Raw genomic sequence first — 23,494 nt, 5'->3', positions numbered from 1 at the left:
ACTTTATTCACTAAATTAGCCAGTTGTTTTACTTGCAAAACACAAAAAAACTATATGAAGAAATATTTTTTAGTTACCATATTGATCTTCTGTGGTAAAAATATTAGAGCTCAACAGCTTGATAGTATCTTTGAAAATCCTGCAATACAAGAAATTAATCGTTTGCCTATGCGCACCTCTTACTTTCCTTTTGAAGAGGCGAGCAAAGCACAAACCAGCAATCTCACTACTTCTACACGCTTTTTGAACCTCAATGGACAGTGGTCTTTTCTTTGGAAAGAAGACTATAAGCAGTTGCCAAAGGATTTCTACAAAACTGATTTCAACGAAAGTCAATGGAAAAAAATAGCTGTGCCTGCCAATTGGGAAGTGAATGGTTATGGCATTCCTATCTATGTGAATGCTTCTTACGAGTTTAACCAAAAGAACCCTACACCACCTGATATTCCTGATAGCCTTGCTCAAAATGCAGGTCTCTATCGCAAAACTTTCAACCTACCTATTTCTTGGCAAGGAGAGAAAGTATATTTGCATTTAGGGGCTGTAAAATCAGCTTTTAAACTCTATGTAAACGGAAAGTTCGTAGGGGTAGGAAAAGACAGTAAATTGGCTTCGGAATTTGATATTACGCCTTACATCGTTCAGGGCAAAAATCTTATTGCTATGGAAGTGCGTCGCTGGACGGATGCCAGCTACCTCGAATGTCAAGATATGTGGCGCTTTTCGGGCATTTCGCGCGATTGCTATCTCTATATGCGCCCTAAAGTGCATTTGTACGACCTAAGTATAACCTCTCTCCTAACCAAAAACTACGCTGATGGGCAACTCTCAACGCTTGTAGAAGTGTGGAATGAAACTCCAGAAGATGCCTCAAAATACCGTGTTAAGGTATCGTTGTATGACAAAGACAAATTGCTGTATACTGAAAAACAGACGACTGATGGGCTGAAACGCTCTTTTGGAAAAACAGAACTCTCATTTCAAGCACTTTTCCCTCAAGTGAAGGCGTGGAGCGCTGAAATCCCTTATCTTTATCGTCTGCAAGTAACTCTATACGATGCACAAGGCAAGGTGAAAGAGGTAGTAAGTAGGTTTGTAGGCTTCAGAACGATTGAAATAAAAGGAAGTGATATATTGGTAAATGGCAAACGCGTATTTTTCAAAGGTGTAAACCGACACGAAACCGACCCTCAAACGGGGCAAGTAGTATCACGGGAAAGTATGGAGAAAGACCTAATGCTAATGAAAGCACTCAACTTCAATGCGGTACGTACTTCTCATTATCCTAACGATCCTTATTTCTATGAACTTTGCGATAAATATGGACTTTATGTAATGGATGAGGCTAATATAGAAAGCCACGGGATGCATTACGAAAAAGATAAAACATTAGGCAACGACCCTGACTGGGAATATGCACACTTGCTTAGGATGCAGCGAATGATACAACGCGATAAAAATCACCCTAGTATATTGTTTTGGAGTATGGGGAATGAATCGGGGAATGGTTGGAACTTCTACAAAGGATATAAACTGATGAAAGGATTGGATTCTACACGCCCTATCCATTATGAATTAGCCCATTACGATTGGAATACCGATATAGAATCGCGTATGTACCGCCGTATTCCTTTCCTTGTTGATTATGCGCTTAGCAATCGTACTAAACCTTTCTTGCAATGCGAATATGCCCATGCTATGGGTAATAGTTTAGGCAACTTTCAAGAGTACTGGGATATATATGAACACTACCCCAAATTACAAGGAGGTTTTATTTGGGATTTTGTAGATCAAGGTCTTTATAAAACCTTAGCCAATGGCAAAAAAATATTAGCATACGGCGGAGATTATGGCAACAAAAATACGCCTAGTGATAACAACTTCCTCATCAACGGAGTTATAGCTTCTGACAGAAGTTTTCACCCTCATAGTTATGAAGTGCGCAAGGTACAGCAAGAAATAGCCTTTGAGTATAAAGACAAAGTGCTGACTTTGCACAACAAATATTTTTTTAAAGACCTTTCTAACTATCAAATAGTATGGCGATTGCTCAAAGATGGTAAAGAGGTACAAAGTGGTGCTTTTACAGATTTGGTAGTGCTTCCACAAAGTAGTACATCACTTGTTATGCCTGCTTTACTCACTGATGATAAAGCGGAATATATATTGCAATATACCGCTCAGTTAAAGGAAAATGAAGGACTACTTGCAAAAGGCACTCCTCTTGCTTTTGCCGAGTTTCCACTCACTGCCTATACTCCTCAAAAATCTATCATTGATATTACCCCTATAACAATAGAAGAAACGCCAATGTATATTCTCTTGCACAATAAAAACTATACAGCCAAAATAGACAAACAAGCAGGAAAATGGGTATCTTTTAAAGTAAAGAATGAAGAACTTTTTGCTCCCGAAGGATTGGAAGTAAACTTATGGCGAGCAGGCACTGATAACGATTTTGGGGCAGGTTTACCTAAAAAACTACAACACTTGCAAGAAGCTGATAAAAAAGCTGATAGCGTGAGTGTATCGGTAGAGAAATATACAAATGGACAAATAAAGGTATGTATTCACAAACGATTAGTAGATGCTACTATTGATTATAGCCAAGAATTGCTATTTGAAGGAAAACCTTCGGTAACAGTGCATAATAGTTTCAAGCCTTTAAAAGAGGATAAAACACTTACTTTCAAAATTGGCAATCATCTCACATTACAGCCTTTTCAGCGTATTCAGTGGTATGGTAGAGGTCCTTGGGAAAGTTATTGGGATAGAAAAACATCGGCTATGGTAGGCTTGTATGAAGGAACTATTGCCGACCAATATTACCCTTATGTGCGTCCGCAAGAGAATGGCAATAAGAGTGACGTGCGTTGGGCAAGACTTAGCAAGAAGGGCGTAAGCCTCACTATTTACAGTATAGATACTCTATTGAATGTAAATGCCCTGCCTTATAGTCCCGCCCAGTTATTCCCTGGGGTAGAAAAAGGGCAAACTCACGCTGGGGAACTCACACCTTCACCTTATACCCATTTAGATATCGATTTGCAACAATTAGGTTTGGGAGGTGATAACAGCTGGGGCAACTTACCAATGCAACAATATCTGTTGTATCTATATCAGCCTTATAGCTATAGTTATAGAATAGAAGCACACTAATCTCTAACCCTGAAACCTAAAACCTAATATGGGGGTATTTCATAGTAAATGCCTCCATTTTTTGTTGTAATTGTGCTAAAAACTGCTGATGACTTTCAGTTTCAGGGTTAAACGGGCGATGAGATAAGCCTTTTTGGATACTATCTACTTGTTTCATATCTACTTGAGTAGTAGTTTCTATATAAGTAGTAACTAATCGTTCCCAAATATAATTGATAGCCATTTCCGATGGATGCACCATATCATTGGCATAGAAACGATAGTCGCGCAATTCGTCTAATAGCAATTCGTAAGCAGGAAAATAAAGGCTCTTGTTATCAGTGATAAGCGGGTATAAAGCCGAGAAAAGTTGTGATTTACTCACTTGATTTTCAAAGAAACCATCTTTGATATGTCGTACAGGTGAAATAGTGAAAATAACAGTTATTGAAGGGTTGAGTTGTTTCAGTAAAGCGATAATATGGCTGAGGCTTTCTGTAATTTCTTCAACTGATAGCAATCGTTTAGAAAAGTGTTGAGAGGGCAATTTGTGGCAATTTGCTACAATAGTATCGGTGCTGTTGTAGATATATATCCAAGCTGTCCCCAAGGTGATAAAACAAAAGCTCGCCTCTTGTAAGGCTTGTTGTAATTGTATTTGCTGGCTGTTAGCCAACTGTATTGCCTCTTTGAGTGAGGACTGACTCATATCCGAATGAAAATCGAAACTATGCCACAATTCATTGTGAAGAAAAAAATCTTCAGCTGTATAACGAGAATTTTCAATAGTGTGTTGCAATATATTCTCAATAGCCAAAGGGTGAAAGAGCACCCCAAACGGATTTACAGTAATAGGAAATTTGTAATAAGCGAACTTTTGTGCCATATTCACAGCAAAACAGGAGCCTAAACTCACTATAGGAGTATAGTAAGTAATGCTTTTTGTTGTTTTAGAGATAGGTACAATTGTTCTAAAATCCATAGTTATAGAATTAGGAATTACTTTTTTCTAAATTGAGCAAAAACTCCTTTCGGCTAAGACCGCCTGCATAACCTGTGAGCGTACCATTACTGCCAATCACACGATGACAAGGTACAATAATAGAAAGGCGATTTTTACTATTGGCATTGGCTACTGCACGAACCCCTTTGGGATTTCCTACAGCAATTGCTTGTTCTTTATAAGTGCGTGTTTCGCCATACGGAATGGTTTGCAATACCTTCCACACTTCTTCCTGAAAGGGTGTACCTACTAAGGTAATGGGTAATGTAAACTCTTTGAGTTCTTTAGCAAAGTACTCTTTGAGTTGCTTTTCGAGTTCTAAAAGCAAGGCGTTTTCTTGCGCCATATCTTTAGCTTCCAAGCGCAAAAGTACTTCAGCTTGATCTCGATACCAAGTTGTTTGGTCGAAAAAATCTAATACACAAATAGCCTCATCCGTTGCCATTGCTATCATCACTCCTATCGGGGTGATGATTTTCTTCTTGTATAATTTCAGTGTCTTTTTCTTCATTGGTTGCTTCGTTATTAGCATCGTATTCAGTTTCTTCTAAATCTTTAGACTTATTGCCTAAACCTATTTTAGGGTTCTCTTGAGTTCCTGTTATTTTTATAGGAATACCTATGATTCCCAAAGGAGGTAAGCCTAAACGCATTTTAAAGTTGAGTTTCCCGTCAAAACTGGTTTGTCCTTCAATACGTAAGCGAAATCCAGCTACCTTAAACTTAAATCGCTCTACAGTGATGAGGTTATTTTTAATCTCACTTTTGATATCAATAGTAGAAAGTTTAGAATCTCTTAGTGCATCGGTACCTGTTTTATCACTAATCACATTGAAAAGTTTAAAACCTTTCATTTGTACATCTTTCACCGAAAGTATGCCTCCTCCTTTAAGTGAGGGGTAGATAGGTAACATCTCTTCGTTGAGTTTTCCAGCTACTTTATAATCCAAAGAGACAATACCGTGTGCATCTTTAGCCATTGAAGCCATTTCTCTAAAGAGTTTGACCTCTTTATAAGCGCGTTGCACATCAAAGTTTTCAGCTTTGATATCAAAATTGAAATGAGCGCGTTTAGGGGTTTCATCACCGTATTTAGCATTGATTTGAGCGGTAACTCCTATAACGTTGAAGTTTACATTTTTCAGGGCTAAAGTACCTCTTTTTAGTTGCGTACTTCCTTTGAGGTTGAGAATGTCGAGCCCTTGAAAAACTACCTTTTTCAGGTTAGCATTTAGGTTAAAGTCAAAAGGTTTAGGAACTATCACTACACCTTTTTCAGAAGTAACAGTAGGTGTTGAGGTGCTGGTAGTTTCCTCTTTTGCTTCTTCAGTAGGAGCTGTAGGGGCATACATAAACTCATCAACATCAATATAATTAGAGACTACTGAAAAATTACCTCTCAGTATCTGATTTTTAGAGAACAAAAAGTTGATGACATTGCTCATTTGTCCGTTCATCAAAAAATCGGATTTACCATAAGTAGCACGGAAATTAGTAAAGCGCATATCATCTTGCTGGAATCTAAAAAGTCCTTGCTGAATAATAAATGGTTTTGATAAATATTCTGATGTTGTTTTGATATTGCGAAGTTCAATGCTACCCTTGTTTTGCAATAAGTGATAACGCCCATTGGTGGCATCACTTTGTGTGCCTTTCAGCGATACATCGGCATTGGCATAACCTTCTAACTCCAAGCCTTTTTGTGAGAATACTTTGTAAATCTTAGCAATATTGAGTTCTCCTTTAGCTTGAATGTCATAGTGAATATCGTCGAAGTTTTCCATTGCTAAATTCACTGTAAAAGGCTTATTTTCAAAAAGGAAATTGAGAGGATTGAGTTGCAATGCCAGCGTTTTCATACTGCCATCGGTATTCTCTACCTTTCCTTTAAAATGTATATTGGTGATAGGATTAGGGTAATAGGGTGTTTTTACATAACCTTCCGAGAATTCTAAATCGCCTTTGGTAATAGGAAATAGCTTTTGTTCTGGGGCATACGTTCCTTTAGATTTTATATTAGCTAAAAGCATTCCTTTTACCTCTAAATCCTTCATATCCAATAAGTGCATTACATTTGCTACATTGATGTTTGCACGCACTTTAGCATCAATCACTGGGGGATTGATACCATTTAAATTCAAGATACCCGAAAAATATTCTTTACCAATTGTAAAATAGATAGAATCAAGTTTACCCCCTACTTTATTTACATCTAAAGAAGGTAGACTCGTCTCTACATTTAGGTAGAGATGTTCGGCTGGTGCTGGTACCCCTTTATAGCCCACATAGCCATCTCTTACCTTCATTTTGAAATAAATATCGGGACTCAGGTTTTGTGAAGCAATATATTTTCCTTTCATCGAAAAGAAAATGTCGGTTTTTCCTTTAAGAGTAGCTTTCTTATGCCATTGGGTAAACTGAGGGGGCAAAGCGGTAAAGAAATCGTTGAGATTGCTATCTTTAGAATTGATTTCGAAATTGAGGTCATAACCATTGCTCAAGAAATCTAACTTCCCTTTGAAGTCTACCGGAAGTTGATTTATTTTCAAATCGTTTTGTTGAAATATAAACGATAATGAATGCGTGTTGATTTGAGTGATGAGTTCTGCATTTACGTGTTTGTCCTTTAGATAAGTTTCACCACCAAAGATAAAATCTAATGACTGTATTTGGGCTTTGGTGCGCAAATCAAAAATAGATTCTTCTAAACCTCCTTTTCCTAAGTAGTTAAAGCCGTTGGCTTGGATGTAAATACCAGTAGATTTATCGTCATAAATTAATCGAGTGTCCTTTAATTCAATACGTTGTAAATCTACGCGAGCGTCATCATCTCCTTCGTCAGTAGTTTCTTCTGATGATTTGTACACATTATAGCTCGCTCCCCCTTGTTTGTCTACTTGGATATGGACAAAAGCATTTTTTAGGTAAATTTCTTCTATATCAATTTTTTTAGAGAAGAGCAATTCCTTCACATCTATCCCCAATGAGAGTCGTTTTACGGATACCAAAGTGTCGTTCTCAAAAGGAGCTGACCCTTTGAGAAGTACATCGTCTAAGTTAAGAGTGAGTGAGGGAAAATGGGTAAAGAAAGTGAGATTTGCCTTAGAGAAGTTGAGTTCACCATTGAGGTTATCATTAGCTAATTTCTTAACTTTCTCAGTTACATACTCGGGGTAGAGCATCGGGAAAACAATCACAAAAGCCAATAGCAATCCTACTAATATACCTAAATATTTCAGTGCTTTAAATATATATTTCTTCATTCAATCAATCAATAAAACTTTGGATTGCCAATTCGTAACTTTTCATCCCAAACCCTACAATTACACCTTCGGCTACTGCCGATAAATAGGAGTGATGACGGAAGGATTCTCGGGCAAAAGTATTGGAGATATGTACCTCTATCACAGGAGTTTTTACCGCCTTTATAGCGTCGGCTAAAGCGATAGAAGTGTGGGTATAGGCGCCTGCATTGAGCACTATTCCCTCAAAAGTAAAACCTATTTCGTGAAGTTTGTCAATAAGAGCGCCCTCGTGATTGCTTTGGAAGTAGTCTAACTCACACTCAGGGAACTTAGTTTGCAACTCGGCTAATAGCGTTTCAAAAGTTTGAGAGCCATAAATTTCAGGCTCTCGTGTACCTAACAAATTGAGGTTAGGTCCATTGATAATCATTATTTTTTTCTTCATAAATACGCCTTATTCTTCTATTTTGATGCGCCCTATACCTTTTACACTTTTCTTAAACACAGGCGGATTTCCTTTTACAGTAATACTTCCTGCTCCTGCTATTGAAGCATCTACATCTTCTGTTACGTGAGCTGAAATGCTTCCTGCACCTGCTATGCGCAAAGTAGCTTGTTTGTCAACGAGCTCTTTAGCATCTATATCGCCAGCTCCTTTTACTACAGCATTGAGGCGTTCTGTTGAGCCTGCAATATCCACATCACCAGCCCCTGCTACTTGCAAATCAAGAGAAGTAGCCTCTACAGTAGCATCAAGGTCTCCACTGCCTTCTATTTTGAATTGCAAGTTACCAACTTTTAGCTTTTCTTGTGTAGATATATCAACAGCTCCTTTTGCTACTATCTTTTTTGAGGAAGTATTAATGGGTACATATACTGTTAATGAAGTCTTTAGTTTGTATTTATTGTCTATACTCACGTAGAGTACTTTGTTTGATACGCTCGTTTTCAAATACGGAAGTACCTCTTTTTGTCCTTTAACTTTCAAAGTACCTACTTCACCTTCAGTGAGCACAAGATGATAAGCCCCTGATACTTCTACTGATTCATAAGCAGCTACTTTTCGGTCTTCAGTTTTGATTTCTTTTTCGCCATTAGTATTTTTTTGGCAATATGCTACTCCTACCAATAGAGCAGTCATCATAAAAGTCATAATTTTTTTCATAATACATTTAATATTTGTTCTACTTTTTCTAATATCATTTCTGCTGAAATAGTTTCTATAGCTTTTTCATAGCCTTTTGGGTATTTTTTTCCGTAAACTGAAGTAGGAATGAGCGGATATTTTGTTCTATCGGCTAAAAGGGCATTCTCCATAGGTTGGGCATACGGATAGAAACCTGCATAAGGGTGCGTAACTCCCCAAAGAGTAATCGTTGGTACCCCATACATCGCCGATAAGTGCGCATTACCACTGTCCATTCCTATCATTATATTTAGATGAGAAATGAGTTCTAATTCTTGTTTAAATGAAAGTTTGCCTACCATATTTTCAGTATTAGGCAATTGTATTTGAGCTACTTTTTGTTCTTCTTCTTTGCCGCCACCGAAGATATAAATCTTACTGTTAGGATAACGTTCAGAGAGTTTTTCAATCACTTGACACATTTTGTCAAAAGGATATTGTTTGCTTATAAACGAAGCAAAAGGAGCAACACCTAAGTGCAAATCACTTCCATTTAGCAAATTTTTTACAGGATCACTCAGTGGGGTAGGAGGGAGCAAATAGTCGTCGCTCAAATCGATAGGGAAACCTAAGGCAGCAAAAACATCGGCGTATCGCTGGAACGAAGGTTTTAGCGGTTCAAAAACTTTAAATTTATAGCGTGTGAGGGCATATTTTTCTCTTCTGCCTTTGTTAATCTGTTTGAAAGGTATTTTAGAGCCTTTAAAGTAAAATTTAAGGATGTTAGTGCGCAATACATTGTGGATATCAGCAACTCCCTGAATTCCTTTTGCTTTTAGCTCTTTGTAGAGCTTATACAAGCCTATTAAGCCACTGTGTTTTCCGTTAAGTTCGGGGGTAAACACCTCTACATTAGGGAGATGAGAAAACATTGGAGCAAATAAGGGACGTGTGAGGTAGGTAATTTTTACGTCGGGATATTGCTCAGAAAAAGCCGTTACAACAGGTACACTGATAGCTACATCACCCATTGCCGACATTCTAAATACAGCGATATGTTCCATTTTGTTTTGGTATGAATGTTTTTATTATTATCTTTGGCAGCTGAAATGCTACCATCTCTAACTAAAATCACTGCAAATGTAGTAAATAATTTTTAATATCAACTAAATATGAGGCATTTATTTTTACTTTTTTTTCTTACGCAGTTTATTTTCGCTCAAAATAACACTGTTTTTACTTTTGATAAAAGTTTGAGAATTGACTTTAATTTACTCTCTGATGCTCAAAATACAGAGGTGATTTTTGGTCAGCTGAAGAAAGAACCATATTGGGGAGGTTCGCATTCGCACCTCATTGCCCCTAATTTTGGAAATTTTCGTCTGCAAGTGTTTGATGGTACACAATTAGTATTTTCCAAGGGGTTTAATTCATTAGCTAATGAATGGGCTACTCTTGAAGAAGCAAAAGCTGAAAAACGACTTTTTGCTCACGCAATGCAGTTGCCTTTTCCAACTAAAAAACTCCTTCTGCACCTTGATAAGCGCGATAAACAAGGAGTATTTCACACTATTGCTACAAAAGAATTATCTCCAGATGATTATTTTATTGTTGAAGAAACACAACCCAGTTACCCTATAAAACAATTGCTCAACAATGGTAATGCAGCAAAAAAAGTGGATATTGCGATTTTAGCAGAAGGTTATACCGCTGCAGAAGCTGAAAAATTCTATGCTGATGCACAGCGTATGACTGATTATATGTTCACAATTCCTCCTTTTGATAAACTCAAAAAAGATTTTAATGTCTATGCCATTGCAGTGCCCTCTAAAGAAAGTGGCACTGATGTACCAGGGAAACATATTTATAAAAATACAGCGTTTAACGCGTCTTTCTATACATTTAATCAAGAGCGTTACCTCACTACAAACAGTATGCAAGCCATTGCAGATGCTGCCTCAGCAGTGCCTTATGACCAAATTTATGTATTGGTAAATACGTCTACTTATGGAGGTGGGGCTTTTTACAATCACCTCAATTTAGCATCAGCTGATAATGAACTTTCCGAAAAAGTATACATACACGAGTTTGGTCACGGTTTTGTGGGTTTAGCTGATGAATATTATTACGATTGGGATCCTACTTTTCAAGAAACTTATGATTCTAAGATAGAGCCTTGGGAAGAAAATATCACTACTTTAGTGAATTTTGAGAGCAAGTGGAAAGATATGGTGAAAAAAGGAACTCCTATTCCTACTCCTCGCACTTCAAAATACAAAAATACCCTCGGCGCTTTTGAAGGCGGAGGGTACACTAGTAAAGGGGTTTATAGTCCTATGCAAGATTGCCGAATGAAATCTAACGATCCGAAAGGTTTTTGCCCTGTATGTGAACGTGCAATTCGCAGAATAGTTGATTTTTACACTAAATAGGAGGTTAGCAACTCAATAAAAAAGTTTTGACAATAGAAGCTGAAATACGTCCTGCTTCCTCTACAAACTCGTTATAGGAAATAGCGTTGCCTTCACCTGCCTTATCAGATATAGCACGTAACATCACAAAAGGTATATTTAGCATATAGCAAGTTTGGGCAATGGCAGCAGCTTCCATCTCTACAGCTTTAGCTTGAGGAAAGTTAACTGAAATTTCATCAAAACGTTTAGGGTCTGAGATAAATGAATCACCACTTACTACTTGTCCATAATGTAAAATGTATTGATGAGTAGAGGCTACATTTTTTAATTTCTCATTCCACTGAGCATCAGCTTTGAAAGCAGGGGGCATCTGGGCTTGTTGTCCTATTTCGTAACCAAAAGCGGTTACATCTACATCGTGGTGACGCACTTCGGTAGCTAAAATTAAATCGTGTACAGAAGTATTGCCCAATCCTCCAGCAGTTCCAGTATTGATAATAAGTGATGGATGGTAATGCTCTATAAGTAAGGTAGTACCTACAGCAGCACTTACTTTTCCTATTCCTGATAGCAAAACTACTACATCTTTGCCACATAGGATTCCCTGATAAAAGGCAAAACGTCCTATTTTTGTTTCTTTACAATTTTCAATGGCAGCTTTTAGGGTGTTGATTTCAAGGTCCATTGCACCAATAATTCCAATCATATCTATTAATATTTAACAATTAGAAGGGGACTGTTTGAGTTGTCAAGCAGTCCCCTTCATTTCTATTTTACTTTCAATTAATTTTGTGCTATAGTTACAATAAGAGGTTCTATGTTTTGAGTTTTATAAGTTTTAACCTCATTGTTTTGGTCACTATATACTAATAGAGCTTTTAGCTCAGGGTGTTTAGCTAAGAACTCTTTGCTTTTTTCAAGACCTATAATCATAAACATAGTAGAGTAAGCATCTGATTCTACAGCTGTTTTAGCAATTACAGTGGCACTGAGCATTTCTCCTGTCATTGGGTAACCAGTGAAAGGATTGATAATGTGTACAAAGCGTTTACCATTTCCGTCAATCCATACTCTACGATAGTTCTCATCAGTAGAAACAGATTCGTTATTTAGGTGAAGGATAACCTCTTTGTAATCGTCGTTTAGTTCATAAGGATCTTCAGCTTCTACTTTCCAAGGTGTGTTGTTTACTACATCTTTTCCTTCAACAATGGTTTGACCATCCACTTTCACTAAGAAATTTTCAATGCCTTTAGATTTCAAGAAGTCTGAAATTACATCAGCGGTATAACCTCTTAGTACAGAAGTTAAGTCTAATTGGATAGCAGGATTTTGTTTTTTCACATAGTCATCATCACTAATGTGTACTTTTTCAAAACCTACATATTTTTTCAAACTGTCAATTTCGTGTTCAGTAGGTAACTTAGAAACAGGCTGGATAAGTTCTTTACCAAATCCCCAAGCATTCACAAGAATTCCCACAGTTGGATCATAAAATCCTCCACTTTCTTTCCATACTTTTTGTGCAGTGGCAAATGCTCTCTTAAAGTGATCATTTGCTTTAGTAGCTACTAAGCCTTGGTTGATTTTAGCTACAATAGATTCTTTATTGTAAGAAGAAATAGAGTGATCTACTACTTTTACAAGAGAGTCAATAGCAGGTTTTAAGTCGGTACTATCGGCAGAGATGTATTTCACGCGATAGGCTACACTACCACCTTTACCTTCTACTTCGTAGAGTTTAGAAGTTTTCTTTGTGTTGTTGTCACAAGAAAACAAGAGCAAAGCTCCTAAGCATAATGTTAAAAATTTTCCGTTCATATTTGCTTCTATTTAAAAATTGATAATTTAGTTAGTTTATTTTTTCTCTTCTAATTTTTTAAAAGGGTATGTTTTAAAAGTGATTTCTTGATTTTGTTCATTACTATACACTAAAAGTACAGCTAGGTTAGGGTGTTTAGCTAAGAAATCTTTACTCTTTTCCATTCCCATTACCATAAACATTGTAGCATAACCATCAGCATACATTGTAGAAGGAGCTACTACAGTGGCACTGAGTACATCACTTTGGGTAGCACGCCCTGTTATCGGGTTGATAGAGTGCACGTATTTGCGCCCATTGCTATCAGTCCATACTTTGCGATAATTACCTGAAGTTGCTAATCCTTGATTTTCAAACTGTATAGTGGTGATTAATTCTTTTTCGTCTAAGGGTTTGATAGGATTTTCAACACCTATTGTCCACGCTTTATTTTCTATAGTATTCTTTCCTTTTAAGAACATTTCCCCAGCTATTTCTACGATATAGTTTTTAATACCTTTAGAATTGAGAAAATTGGCAACTACATCAGAGGTATAACCTTGGGCTATAGCATTAAAGTCAAACAATATTTCAGGGTACTCTTTTTTGATATGATTATTATCAGTGAGTTGTACTTTATTAAAGCCTACATACTTTTTAAGTTCTACTATCTTTTCATCAGTAGGAAGGTCTTTATCGTCTATTTTTTGTTTGCCAAATCCCCAAGCATTTACTAATACTCCTACAGTAGGGTCAAACAACCCTTCACTTTCCTGCCATATTTGTTGTGAAGCCTCAAAAACTTTTCTAAAATGTTTATCAACTACCACAGAAGTATCTCCAGCATTGATTTTAGAAATATCAGAATCAGGTTTGTAGGTAGACATTGATTGGTCTATCACCTTCAAAATTGAGTCGATAGCAGGTTGTAAGTTTTCATTATTACTACTTATGTATTTGATATGATAAGTAGAGCCCTGCGCTTCACCTTCTATAAAGTGTAATTTTTCAGTTTGACAGCCTACAAAAAGTAGGGAGATACTCAATAATATTTTTTTCATTTTTTTATGAATAAACGGCAAAGATACTGCTATTTTTCAAATCTACAAGTATTTTTGTAATTATTTTTTATGTTTTTATTAACATTTTTAACAACTCTTTAATAAGATAGTTATGTATTATTATTTTTCTATCTATAACTTCTTTTTACACAGAGGTATAATTTCATTTGCTACAATACGATATTTTTCAATTTCTTCAGTGGATAATTTGGAAGCATAGTGTATTTCTTCCACCTCAAAACCTATGCCACGAAGTTTGTTAAAATAATCCATTCCATACACTCTAACGTGGTCGTACTGACCAAAGATACGGGTACGCTCTTCAGGGTCAGTAATACTATTGTCTTCAAAAGTGACAGCTCGGTTATAGTCTTGTGGTATTTGGAAGATACCCCAACCACCTTTTTTTATCACGCGATAGAGTTCTCGCATTGCTTGAGTATCATCGGGAATGTGTTCTAATACGTGGTTGCAAAATACTACATCAAAACTTTCATCTTCAAAGGGTAAAGCGCACAAATCAGCTTTTACATCTGCTAAAGGCGAATAAAGGTCGGTTGTGAGGTAATCGAGGTTAGCTTGCTTTTTAAATCGCTTGTAGAAGGCTTGCTCGGGAGCTACGTGTAGTACTTTTAAGGGTTTGGTAAAGAAGTCTGTTTCGCGGGTAAGATAAAGCCATAACAACCTATGGCGTTCTAATGATAGGGTAGAGGGGGAGAGTACATTGGGACGTGCTTTGCCATAGCCATAGGGTAAGAACTTTCTAAAAGTCTTTCCGTCAATGGGGTCTTGATATTTTTTACCTCGTAGATAGAAAGATAAAAAGGGGCGTACCCAATAACTCAATTTGATGAGCCAAGGTCGGGGAACTTTGTTTAAAATAGTGGTAATAATTGCCATTAGAAGCTATTTTTTAGTGGAATAGGGTTAGCCCTACACCTTTCATTTCATCAGAATAAATGGGGTAGATAGCCATTTGTACGGATGATTTTTCTTTACGTTTAAGTAGTTTTGAAGTATAAGGGAAGAGCCAATAAGCTGCTTTTGCACTAAGGATACCTATCCCTGCTCCTCCTAATACATCACCTATCCAATGGCGGTTGTTGTACAAACGAAGGGTTGCCACGGTAGTAGCAATAGCATAACCACTGATACCTACCCACACATTTTCATCTTTGTACTCTTGCCATAGGATTTCCATTCCTGTGAAAGCAGTTGCTGTATGTCCTGAAGGAAAGGAGTTGAAAGCACTACTATCAGGGCGTTGTATTTTGGCAGTATATTTTACTCCGTTTACCAAAGCTCCCATTATAGCATAGGCAGTAGCCCCTATAATCAATCGTTCTTTTACGCTGTGTTTAGCTTTTACGCCTAAGTTGCTAAAGGCAAAAACACTTGCAATGGGAGCGTATTGCATATAGTCATCAATACGCAACTTATGTCCACCAGAATAATTATAAACGTGGCGCTGTACGTAGCGGTTTATGTAGGTAGCATTAGAGATTATTCCTAAGGTAATGAGAGAAGCAGGTAAAATTACTTGTTTGAGTTGTGGTTTCTCGGCATCACTGCGAAGAGTGTCGGCTACGATTCCTTGCTCATCCATTACTGATAAACTATCTGTCTGAGCTTTTATAGAGTGAATGAGCAGACAAACAAAAGCTATTGTCAGAAATAATATTTTCATTTTAGGTGTATCAGTAGTTATTTTATAGAAAAATAGATTAGCAATGCAACTCCAATAACAATGCGATAAATACCCCATACTTTAAATCCGAATTTTGTGAGGATATGTATAAAGAACTTCACTGCTATCATAGCCACTACAAAGGCAATTACATTACCTATAATAAACAACCAAAAACTTTCATCAGTTTTCATTATCAACTCGTAACCTTTTTCTTCGGCAACCCCCCATTTCTTCAAGAAAATAGAATATACAGTTACGGCAAGCATTGTAGGGACGGCTAAAAAAAAGGAGAATTCCGCAGCAGCTTTACGTGTGAGTCCTTGGGTCATCCCGCCTATGATAGAGGCAGCTGAACGTGAGGTGCCTGGCATCATTGCTAAACATTGCCAAAAGCCAATGGTTACAGCTTTCTTTACACTGATTTGTTTCTCATCGTGAATGTTAGGATTTTTAAACCAGTTGTCTACAAACAATAGGATTATTCCTCCTATGATAAGTGTAATAGCAATGGCTTTTTGGTTACCCAAAACAGCTTCTATTTTATCATCGAATAGTTTGCCAAGAATAAGAGCAGGAACTACAGCACAAGCTAATTTGAAATAAAATTGCCATTGAGTAAAGTTGAAAAACTTACGCCAATATAGTACTACAATTGAGAGAATAGCTCCAAATTGTATAGATACCTGAAACATTTTCAAATATTCGTCATCAGGTATTCCCATAAGGGCTGCTGTAAAGCCCATGTGAGCAGTAGACGAAATAGGAAGATACTCAGTAAGCCCTTCAATAATGGCAATTATAATAGCTTGTAGTGTGTTCATTGTTAATTATTTTTAACTATTTTATAAAGTTTATCTGATAATCGCACTCTGAAATCAGTTTTAATGGTACACGAATCCCCTTTTTTAGCACGCTCAGCAGGCACATCGTTCACCATCATACTAGTAAGTTCAAGTTCTTGTACCCCTGTAGAGGGACCTGTGATGAGGAGTTTATCGCCTATTTTTATATCAAAGGCTTCGATAGCAAATTCAGCGATACCTGTTTTAGGGAAGTAGTGTTTGCCTTGCCCGATATACACTTTCTTTTGGGTAGCGTTAGAACCAGGGTTTTCACTCCATTCACCCAATTTTTGTCCTAAGTAATAACCTCCCCAGAAGCCACGATTGTAGACTGTTTTGAGGGTTTCTATCCATCCTTCAAACTTATTTTTGGAGTAAGTTCCTGCGTAATAGGCATCAATAGCTTCGCGATAAGTGCGAATTACTGTAGCAACGTACTCAGGAGCTCGCCCACGACCTTCAATTTTCAATACTTTTGCGCCAGTATCGATTACTTGGTCGAGAAAGTCGATAGTACAGAGGTCTTTAGGAGACATCATATATTCGTTGTCAAGTTCTATTTCAAAACCGCTTTCTTGGTCGATTACAGTATATTTTTTACGGCAATTTTGTTTGCAAGCACCTCTATTGGCTGAAGAATTGTGAGAGTGCAAACTCAAATAACACTTGCCTGATACTGCCATACAAAGTGCCCCGTGCCCAAATATTTCTATTTCTACTAGATTGCCTGAAGGACCTTTGATTTGCTCTTTTTCTATTTGCTCACATATCTTTTTAATTTGTCGCAAACTGAGCTCACGACTCATCACCATTGTATCGGCGAACATAGCGTAGAAGCGCACAGTTTCGATGTTGGTAATGTTGATTTGAGTAGAGATATGCACTTCCATTCCTATTTGTCGAGCGTAGGCTATTACAGCCTGATCCATTGCAATCACTGCAGTAAGTCCTGTTTTTTTTGCAGCATCAAGTAGTGTTTTGATGATAGAAAGGTCGTGGTCGTAGATAATAGTGTTGAGGGTGAGGTAGGTACGGATACCTTTAGGAGCACAGCGGCGAGCAATTTCGTCAAGGTCGTCAATAGTGAAGTTAATGCTTGCTCTTGCGCGCATATTGAGCTGGTCTACCCCGAAGTATACTGAGTCGGCACCGTTGTCTATAGCCGCTTGTAGCGACTCGAAGTTTCCGGCAGGTGCCATTAGTTCAATTTTTCCTGTATTTGTCATTATTATTTATAGTGATTGAGGGCGCAAAGGTACGAATAATTTGTTAATTAGCCAATTACAACCCGATAACAATTCCTACATTGGGTATAAAGCCAGTGCTGAAAATGCTCTTGTCTTTTTTGTAGAGTACATTGTAACTTGCACCTATTTGCACATACACATTGCCTCCTATGTTCTGCATATAACCTCCCCCTATGTAAAGAGCGTCCTCTTCAGTATTGTATTTAATATCAGTAGTTTTGTGTTTTTGAGAGATGAAATAATGCTGATAACTAGTGCTTACGTAGGCTGTTCTTCCTATATAATAAGATAACGCAGGACCTACAGATACAGAGAGACTGCGATAATACTCACTGTGTTGTAGCGAACCATTTACAATGGCAGCTAATTCTAAATCATCAGTGATTTTATATCCCACACGTGGAGATATATCAACTCCTAAGCCATAAGTATAGCTCAAGCCTATATTTCCTCCGTATGTCCAGCGATTTGGATGGCTGTTTTGATAATCGGGGTCTAAAATATTAGGGCTTTGTGCCATTGCTAAAGTTGCTACTGAAAAAAGTACTAAAGTTAACAAAAAGTGTTTCATATAGATTTATAATTAATTAAGTTTAGAAAATAGGAGTTAGGGATTAGGAACTATGAGAATTTCATCGATTTAGTAGGTGATATTTTGGTAATCACATAGGTGGGGATGAGCAACATTAGTAAACACAATAGTAAAACTCCTATGTTCAGTAATATTACCCACAAGGGAGCGAAGGCAATAGGTACTTCACTTACATAATAGGTTGCTGGATCTAACTTGATAATACTATAACGCTGTTGTAACCACAATAATAAGAACCCTAAAATATTACCCCATAATAAGCCTAAACCTATGATATAGGTAGCGTTGTATAAAAAAATCTTGCGAATACTGCGGTCAGAAGCTCCTAAACTTTTTAGAGTTCCTATCATTGGAGTTTTCTCTAAAATGAGCACAAGAATAGCTGTAATCATATTAAATCCACCTACAACTATCATTATCCCTATGATGAGGTAGATATTAAAATCAAACATACTGAGCCACTCAAAAATAAAGGGGAATCTTTGAATAATTGTTTGTGAATCGAGGAAAGTACCGATTTTGCCGTATACCTGTTTGCCTACCATCTCAATACGATCAAAATCTTTGATAAAAAGTTCAAAATTGCCTATCTCATCAGCTTTCCATTTGTTGATTTTTTGAATATGACGAATATCAGTGAAGATATACGATGCATCAAACTCTTGAAAGCCACTGTTGTATAAACCTACAATTTTAAAATTGCGCTGGTTAGGAGCTTGAGCAGCTTCGTCTTTTAAGAAGATAGCTTGGCAGCGGTCGCCGAGTTTAAGGTGCAGTCTGTTAGCTAAATAGGTAGACATCAGTATCTCATCAGTCAGTTCTTCACTTGATACATTAGGAGTGCGCCCTTCGGTAATAAAATCGCGAATGAGTGACCAATTGTAATCTTGTCCTACACCTTTAGCGAGAATGGATTCGTAAGTATTCTCGGTACGGATAATTCCGCCTTTGGTTGCTACTGCTTGAATATGAGTAACTTCGGGTACTACCGAAAAATTAGGGTAAAAGTCCTGTTGTATGCTAATAGGTTTGGTAGTAACTTGTGAAGCATTACTGCCATAATCGAAAATTTGTATGTGACCGTGGAAAACTACTAATTTTTCTCTAATCTTTTGTTGCAAACCAATACCTGTAGCAATAGCAATGAGCATCATCACCATTCCTACAGCAATAGCAGCTATTGCCATTTTGATAATTGGAGAAGAAATTGTACCTTTGTCCCCTTTTGAGAAAATAACTCTTTTTGCTATGAAATATTCAATATTCAAAACAATAATGCCTTTTAGAAGTGCCAAAATTACACTTTTTTTCTTATGTACGTTCATTTCGTGCAAAAATAATGGACAATCACAAGACTACTCTTCTGCGCAAAAAGCTGAAAAACAGACAAAAGAAGTAGTTGTAGGCGCAAACCGAATGTATCTTTATATTAAGGATTTGCGTGCAAAAAATATAGCTGTAGTTACTAACCAAACAGGAATTGTGAAGACTGAAAAAGACAATTATGTACATTTAGTAGATACACTATTGAAGAAGAAAATAAATATCAGTAAGGTTTTTGCTCCCGAACACGGATTTAGAGGAGAAGCTGATGCAGGTGAAGTGGTAAAAGATGGTAAAGACTCTAAAACGGGCTTGCCTATCATTTCACTCTATGGTAAAAATAAAAAGCCTACCCCTGAACAGTTGAAAGGGGTAGACCTTGTACTCTTCGATTTACAAGATGTAGGGGTGCGTTTCTATACTTATATTTCTACTTTACACTATGTAATGGAGGCTTGCGCTGAGCAACATATTCCTATAATAGTGTTAGATCGTCCTAATCCTAATGCACATTATATTGATGGTCCTGTGCTGAAACCGCAACTCAAGAGTTTTATAGGGATGCACCCTGTGCCTGTGGTCTATGGAATGACTATTGGTGAATACGCCCAGATGATTAATGGTGAAAAATGGTTGCACGAAGGTATTACAGCCGATTTAAAGGTGATTTCGTTAGCAAATTATACTCACCAAACATCTTATAGCCTGCCAGTAAAACCATCGCCCAATTTGCCTAATGATGTGTCAATAAATTTATACCCCAGTTTGTGTTTCTTTGAGGGGGCTAATGTGAGTATGGGGCGTGGTACTTCTCAGCAATTTCAAATTTATGGTTCACCTTATTTTGCGAAAAGTACTTTTAGTTTTACACCTCACCCTAATGCGGGAGATAAAAATCCAAAGTTTAATGGGAAATTGTGTTATGGAGAAGATTTGAGTAAAACGCCTCGCTTAAATCAACTCAATCTTTCTTGGCTTAAAAAGGCTTTTGAACAAAGTAAAGGGGTGAAAACGCCTTTCTTCACTTCCTCTTTCAATAGAATAGCAGGTACTGATGCTCTAAAAAAACAAATTATAGAAGGTAAAACTGAAGCTGAAATACGTCAAACTTGGCAAAAAGAGTTAGAAAAATTCAAAGAAGTAAGGAAAAAATACCTACTATATTAAAAAAAACAAGATAGGGTTTAAGGTGATACTTGTTAATCCTTAAAACCTATCTTCTAATTAACTAATATATTCGTAAGTCTAAAAACGTACGCCTACACCCACTTGAATTTGTTGGGTAGTGGCTTTCTCTTTAAGGGCATTACTAATATCAGAAAAGCCCCATACATAACGACCATAAGCAAAGAGCGGACCTAAATTCACTTCGGCGCCAGCAACTAATGAGAAGTCAGTATCTTTGAAAAGTTTTTTACCATTTTCCCAAGTACTATCGTCTTTATTAGCAAGGAAACTAAATTGCGGACCTGCGTGCAATGAAATCAACCCATTAGGGTTGTATTTAAAGAGTAAAGGTACACTCACATAGTTCAAAGTTTTATTTTTATCAAACTTTTCATCCCATACTGATTGATAACTATCACGGAACTTTGTGTTAGTTTGGCTAAATAGCACTTCACCTTGTAGTCCCCATTTCTCATTGAAGTCATATTCTACAAAACCGCCCAATTGGTATCCCAATTTGAAGCCTTTACTATAGGCAACGCCATCCAATTTTCCTAAGTTAGCTCCTGCTTTAACTCCTAAGTGAAACTCTTGAGCATAGGCAGTAGTGGTGAGTAGCATTATAGCAATAAAAGCTGTTAATTTAGTGATTGTTTTTTTCATACGCTTAATTATTGTCTAATGTTTCGTAGTGATTATCCCAAATAGCGTGCCAAAAAAATAAAATAGCAAATTAGCAAATTTGGAAATTAGTAAATTATATACTACTTTTGTGGCTTGAAAATATTAAAGTTACCACACCAATGATTATACACCATTTAGGCGAAGAGCCCTCTGTATTAAACCGATTTATCGCCCAGTTGCGCGATGTAAATATCCAAAAAGACCGTATGCGTTTTCGTAAAAATTTGGAACGCATAGGCGAAGTATTGTGTTATGAAATGAGTAAATTTCTACACTATAAAACTGAGGTAATTACTACTCCATTAGGTGAAAAAAAAGTACAATTACCCAAAGATGAGGTAGTGATTTGCTCTATTTTGCGTGCAGGCTTAGCTCTGCATCAAGGTTTGATGAATTATTTTGACAATGCCGATAATGCTTTTATATCAGCTTATCGCAAGCATACTTCCGAAACTGATTTTGATATAATGGTAGAGTATCTCGCCTCTCCTTCTTTAGAAGGTAAAATACTTTTCTTAGCCGACCCAATGCTGGCTACAGGTCGTTCGTTCGCTAATGTGTTCAATGCTTTGAAGCCTTTGGGAACACCCAAGGAAATACACTTATTTGCTGTAATTGGGGCGCAACAAGGAATAGAATATTTAGAAGATAAATTCCCTGAAACCACTCACTTATGGATTGCTACTATCGACCCGCTTCTCAACGAGCACGGCTATATAGTGCCTGGCTTAGGGGATGCAGGCGATTTAGCTTTTGGTAATAAAATGGAGTAAGAGTACTGTAGCAGGTAATGATAATAGCATCCACAGTACAGTTTCTTTTAGCCACCATACTCGTATTTTTTCTATATACAAAGCAAAAAGTATGGCTATGGGGGCAAAAATATAAATCACTTCTTTTGATAAAAACGCTACGAGCAAACCTACCCATAAAAACTGAACTACCACTATTGAGCTGATACTGTGATAAGTACTTCTGAAATAATATACCACTATTGATACTAAAAATAACAGTCCTAAACTTACTAAAGCAACTGTTGTAGCAATAGGGTAGGAGGGGAGGTGTAACAAATTAGTTATATCGTTATTTATTAAAATATAATAACTATCAAAAGGGAAAGGCATTTGTAATACTAAGAATATAGCACCTCCTAACAAAGCAATTACTAAAATAGCCAAGAGAGGGATAAACCAATAACGACGCTTTTCAGCCCCGTAAAACAATAGTGAAATCCATACATTTAGCAAGAAAACCAATGCCCAAGGATGTAATAAACTTGCACAGATAATAAGTAAAGAGGTGTCTAATAATTTTTGTGGAATCTCTTCTCCCGTTTTGAGGGTAAGTACTCTCCATAATGCTACAATGATGAGTAAGTTAGCACCTACTAATTTCATATTGTCAAAAAGAGTAGGAAAGAGCACTACTAAAATGCTAAAAAAGGCGATAGAATAGCTGTTTTTAGTTTCGGTGAGTTCATTCCATCTATCTATTTGGTGTAGTAATACTAAGGAAAATAGAAGTAGTGTGAGGCTGATAGACAAAAATATAAGATGTGTCCCAACCTTTAGAGGTTGTTGTAATATCTGAAATTGATATAGCCCATCGCCTATCAAAAGTGCTATTAGCACTATGATAAAGGTGATGGGCTTTGTATTTTCAAAGTATTTTGAGAGCATTAGTTACTGATAGTTAAAGAGCTTCCTGAAACTGAAACACGATAGTTGAGTAGAGGATAAGGTTTGGCAATATCACCAATAGTAATAGGAGTGCCATTTCCTAAAAGATAGGTGGTTTTATCACAAGAGCATCGCACATATATATAGTTGTGCAGTTTTGTATTCTCGTAATTTTCCTCATCAGTTTGTGTTTTTACGCCGTATAACCTACTATAACAACCGTCTAAACTGTGATTAGGACAGGCAGCTTCCCAGGCATAGTAAGAACTTCCGTTATAAATTACAAAAAAACCTCTGATGCCTCCATAGGGTACAAATACGGTATTCATCGGGGTTTTGAGACTGTTGTAAAGAGGTTGATTTAAATCAATAGTATAAGTGAAATGCACTTCACCCAAGTAAGGATTGCGTTTTTGCTGTTCTTTCTCACAGCCCCACAACCCTACTAACAACATCAATATAACTATAATATGTCTCATCAC

The 23,494-nt window shown here is 37.0% G+C and carries 22 protein-coding genes; 4 read left to right on the top strand and 18 right to left on the bottom strand.

Annotated features, from left to right (window positions below; all coding sequences use genetic code 11):
• The first annotated feature begins 54 nt into the window (after nucleotides 1-54).
• Nucleotides 55-3,159: a beta-galactosidase, LacZ type gene (lacZ, locus tag DR017_RS01645; RefSeq protein ID WP_002680839.1), complete on the top strand. Its 3,105-nt coding sequence runs from the start codon at nucleotides 55-57 to the stop codon at nucleotides 3,157-3,159.
• 16 nt (nucleotides 3,160-3,175) lie between these two features.
• Here the strand turns inward: lacZ and DR017_RS01640 are convergent, their stop codons facing one another.
• From DR017_RS01640 to DR017_RS01615, 6 genes are read right to left on the bottom strand one after another with little or no spacing between them, the layout of a single operon-like run.
• The gene (locus DR017_RS01640; protein ID WP_002680927.1) at nucleotides 3,176-4,120 is read right to left on the bottom strand and encodes a GSCFA domain-containing protein; all 945 of its coding nucleotides are present in this window, start codon (nucleotides 4,118-4,120) and stop codon (nucleotides 3,176-3,178) included.
• Between the two features lie 10 nt (nucleotides 4,121-4,130).
• Nucleotides 4,131-4,595, bottom strand: coding sequence for a methylated-DNA--[protein]-cysteine S-methyltransferase (locus DR017_RS01635; protein ID WP_002680917.1), 465 nt, complete (start codon nucleotides 4,593-4,595; stop codon nucleotides 4,131-4,133).
• A complete protein-coding gene (locus DR017_RS01630; RefSeq protein WP_002680947.1) occupies nucleotides 4,573-7,404 on the bottom strand; it encodes an AsmA family protein in 2,832 nt (943 codons plus the stop codon). The genes DR017_RS01635 and DR017_RS01630 overlap by 23 nt, the downstream gene beginning before the upstream one ends.
• A 4-nt stretch (nucleotides 7,405-7,408) precedes the next feature.
• Entirely contained in the window at nucleotides 7,409-7,831 is a 423-nt protein-coding gene (aroQ, locus tag DR017_RS01625; RefSeq protein ID WP_002680875.1) for a type II 3-dehydroquinate dehydratase, read from the bottom strand.
• A gap of 9 nt (nucleotides 7,832-7,840) precedes the next feature.
• Nucleotides 7,841-8,551 carry a head GIN domain-containing protein gene (locus tag DR017_RS01620; RefSeq protein ID WP_040361604.1) on the bottom strand — a complete coding sequence of 237 codons (711 nt, stop codon included), beginning with the start codon at nucleotides 8,549-8,551 and terminating at the stop codon, nucleotides 7,841-7,843.
• Nucleotides 8,548-9,576, bottom strand: a complete 1,029-nt coding sequence (locus DR017_RS01615) for a glycosyltransferase family 9 protein (protein ID WP_002680843.1) — start codon at nucleotides 9,574-9,576, stop codon at nucleotides 8,548-8,550. Before DR017_RS01615 ends, DR017_RS01620 begins: the two co-directional genes overlap by 4 nt.
• A 108-nt stretch (nucleotides 9,577-9,684) precedes the next feature.
• Between DR017_RS01615 and DR017_RS01610 the strand changes: the two genes are divergently transcribed.
• On the top strand, nucleotides 9,685-10,944 hold the full coding sequence (locus DR017_RS01610) for a M64 family metallopeptidase (RefSeq protein ID WP_002680966.1): 1,260 nt from the start codon (nucleotides 9,685-9,687) through the stop codon (nucleotides 10,942-10,944).
• Between the two features lie 4 nt (nucleotides 10,945-10,948).
• Here DR017_RS01610 and DR017_RS01605 read toward each other — a convergent pair whose 3' ends face one another.
• The 9 genes from DR017_RS01605 to DR017_RS01565 all read right to left on the bottom strand — a co-directional run bounded on the left by DR017_RS01605 (nucleotide 10,949) and on the right by DR017_RS01565 (nucleotide 19,346).
• Nucleotides 10,949-11,632, bottom strand: coding sequence for a 5'-methylthioadenosine/adenosylhomocysteine nucleosidase (locus DR017_RS01605; protein WP_002680809.1), 684 nt, complete (start codon nucleotides 11,630-11,632; stop codon nucleotides 10,949-10,951).
• Between the two features lie 77 nt (nucleotides 11,633-11,709).
• Entirely contained in the window at nucleotides 11,710-12,747 is a 1,038-nt protein-coding gene (locus DR017_RS01600) for an FAD:protein FMN transferase (RefSeq protein WP_002680935.1), read from the bottom strand.
• Between the two features lie 36 nt (nucleotides 12,748-12,783).
• Complete coding sequence (locus tag DR017_RS01595; protein WP_040361599.1) at nucleotides 12,784-13,788, bottom strand: FAD:protein FMN transferase; 1,005 nt, start codon at nucleotides 13,786-13,788, stop codon at nucleotides 12,784-12,786.
• 132 nt (nucleotides 13,789-13,920) lie between these two features.
• A complete protein-coding gene (locus tag DR017_RS01590) occupies nucleotides 13,921-14,688 on the bottom strand; it encodes a class I SAM-dependent methyltransferase (RefSeq protein WP_002680879.1) in 768 nt (255 codons plus the stop codon).
• 13 nt (nucleotides 14,689-14,701) lie between these two features.
• Nucleotides 14,702-15,475 (bottom strand): phosphatase PAP2 family protein, encoded by a 774-nt coding sequence (locus DR017_RS01585; RefSeq protein ID WP_040361595.1) that lies wholly within the window; start codon nucleotides 15,473-15,475, stop codon nucleotides 14,702-14,704.
• Between the two features lie 17 nt (nucleotides 15,476-15,492).
• Complete coding sequence (locus DR017_RS01580; RefSeq protein ID WP_002680901.1) at nucleotides 15,493-16,299, bottom strand: undecaprenyl-diphosphate phosphatase; 807 nt, start codon at nucleotides 16,297-16,299, stop codon at nucleotides 15,493-15,495.
• A 2-nt stretch (nucleotides 16,300-16,301) separates the two neighbouring features.
• Nucleotides 16,302-17,546 (bottom strand): peptidase U32 family protein, encoded by a 1,245-nt coding sequence (locus tag DR017_RS01575; protein ID WP_002680903.1) that lies wholly within the window; start codon nucleotides 17,544-17,546, stop codon nucleotides 16,302-16,304.
• A 55-nt stretch (nucleotides 17,547-17,601) separates the two neighbouring features.
• Entirely contained in the window at nucleotides 17,602-18,138 is a 537-nt protein-coding gene (locus DR017_RS01570) for a hypothetical protein (RefSeq protein WP_002680962.1), read from the bottom strand.
• Between the two features lie 50 nt (nucleotides 18,139-18,188).
• Nucleotides 18,189-19,346: an ABC transporter permease gene (locus DR017_RS01565; RefSeq protein WP_040361593.1), complete on the bottom strand. Its 1,158-nt coding sequence runs from the start codon at nucleotides 19,344-19,346 to the stop codon at nucleotides 18,189-18,191.
• Here DR017_RS01565 and DR017_RS01560 point away from each other — a divergent pair.
• On the top strand, nucleotides 19,303-20,649 hold the full coding sequence (locus DR017_RS01560; RefSeq protein WP_232501556.1) for an exo-beta-N-acetylmuramidase NamZ family protein: 1,347 nt from the start codon (nucleotides 19,303-19,305) through the stop codon (nucleotides 20,647-20,649). The genes DR017_RS01565 and DR017_RS01560 overlap by 44 nt on opposite strands.
• 78 nt (nucleotides 20,650-20,727) lie before the next feature.
• Here the strand turns inward: DR017_RS01560 and DR017_RS01555 are convergent, their stop codons facing one another.
• A complete protein-coding gene (locus tag DR017_RS01555; protein ID WP_002680858.1) occupies nucleotides 20,728-21,312 on the bottom strand; it encodes a porin family protein in 585 nt (194 codons plus the stop codon).
• Between the two features lie 140 nt (nucleotides 21,313-21,452).
• On the opposite strand from DR017_RS01555, the gene upp reads away from it, so the two are divergent.
• Nucleotides 21,453-22,106, top strand: a complete 654-nt coding sequence (upp, locus tag DR017_RS01550) for a uracil phosphoribosyltransferase (protein WP_002680899.1) — start codon at nucleotides 21,453-21,455, stop codon at nucleotides 22,104-22,106.
• Here upp and DR017_RS01545 read toward each other — a convergent pair.
• The gene (locus DR017_RS01545; RefSeq protein ID WP_002680914.1) at nucleotides 22,080-23,012 is read right to left on the bottom strand and encodes a hypothetical protein; all 933 of its coding nucleotides are present in this window, start codon (nucleotides 23,010-23,012) and stop codon (nucleotides 22,080-22,082) included. The two genes, upp and DR017_RS01545, sit on opposite strands and share 27 nt — an antisense overlap.
• Complete coding sequence (locus DR017_RS01540; RefSeq protein ID WP_002680837.1) at nucleotides 23,012-23,491, bottom strand: hypothetical protein; 480 nt, start codon at nucleotides 23,489-23,491, stop codon at nucleotides 23,012-23,014. The genes DR017_RS01545 and DR017_RS01540 overlap by 1 nt, the downstream gene beginning before the upstream one ends.
• Nucleotides 23,492-23,494: the final 3 nt, after the last annotated feature.

Origin of the sequence: Capnocytophaga sputigena, from assembly GCF_900446695.1 — a bacterium.
GTDB lineage: Bacteria > Bacteroidota > Bacteroidia > Flavobacteriales > Flavobacteriaceae > Capnocytophaga > Capnocytophaga sputigena.
The sequence above is the reverse complement of the archived record's forward strand: the minus strand, read 5'-3'. Positions and strand labels throughout refer to the sequence as shown.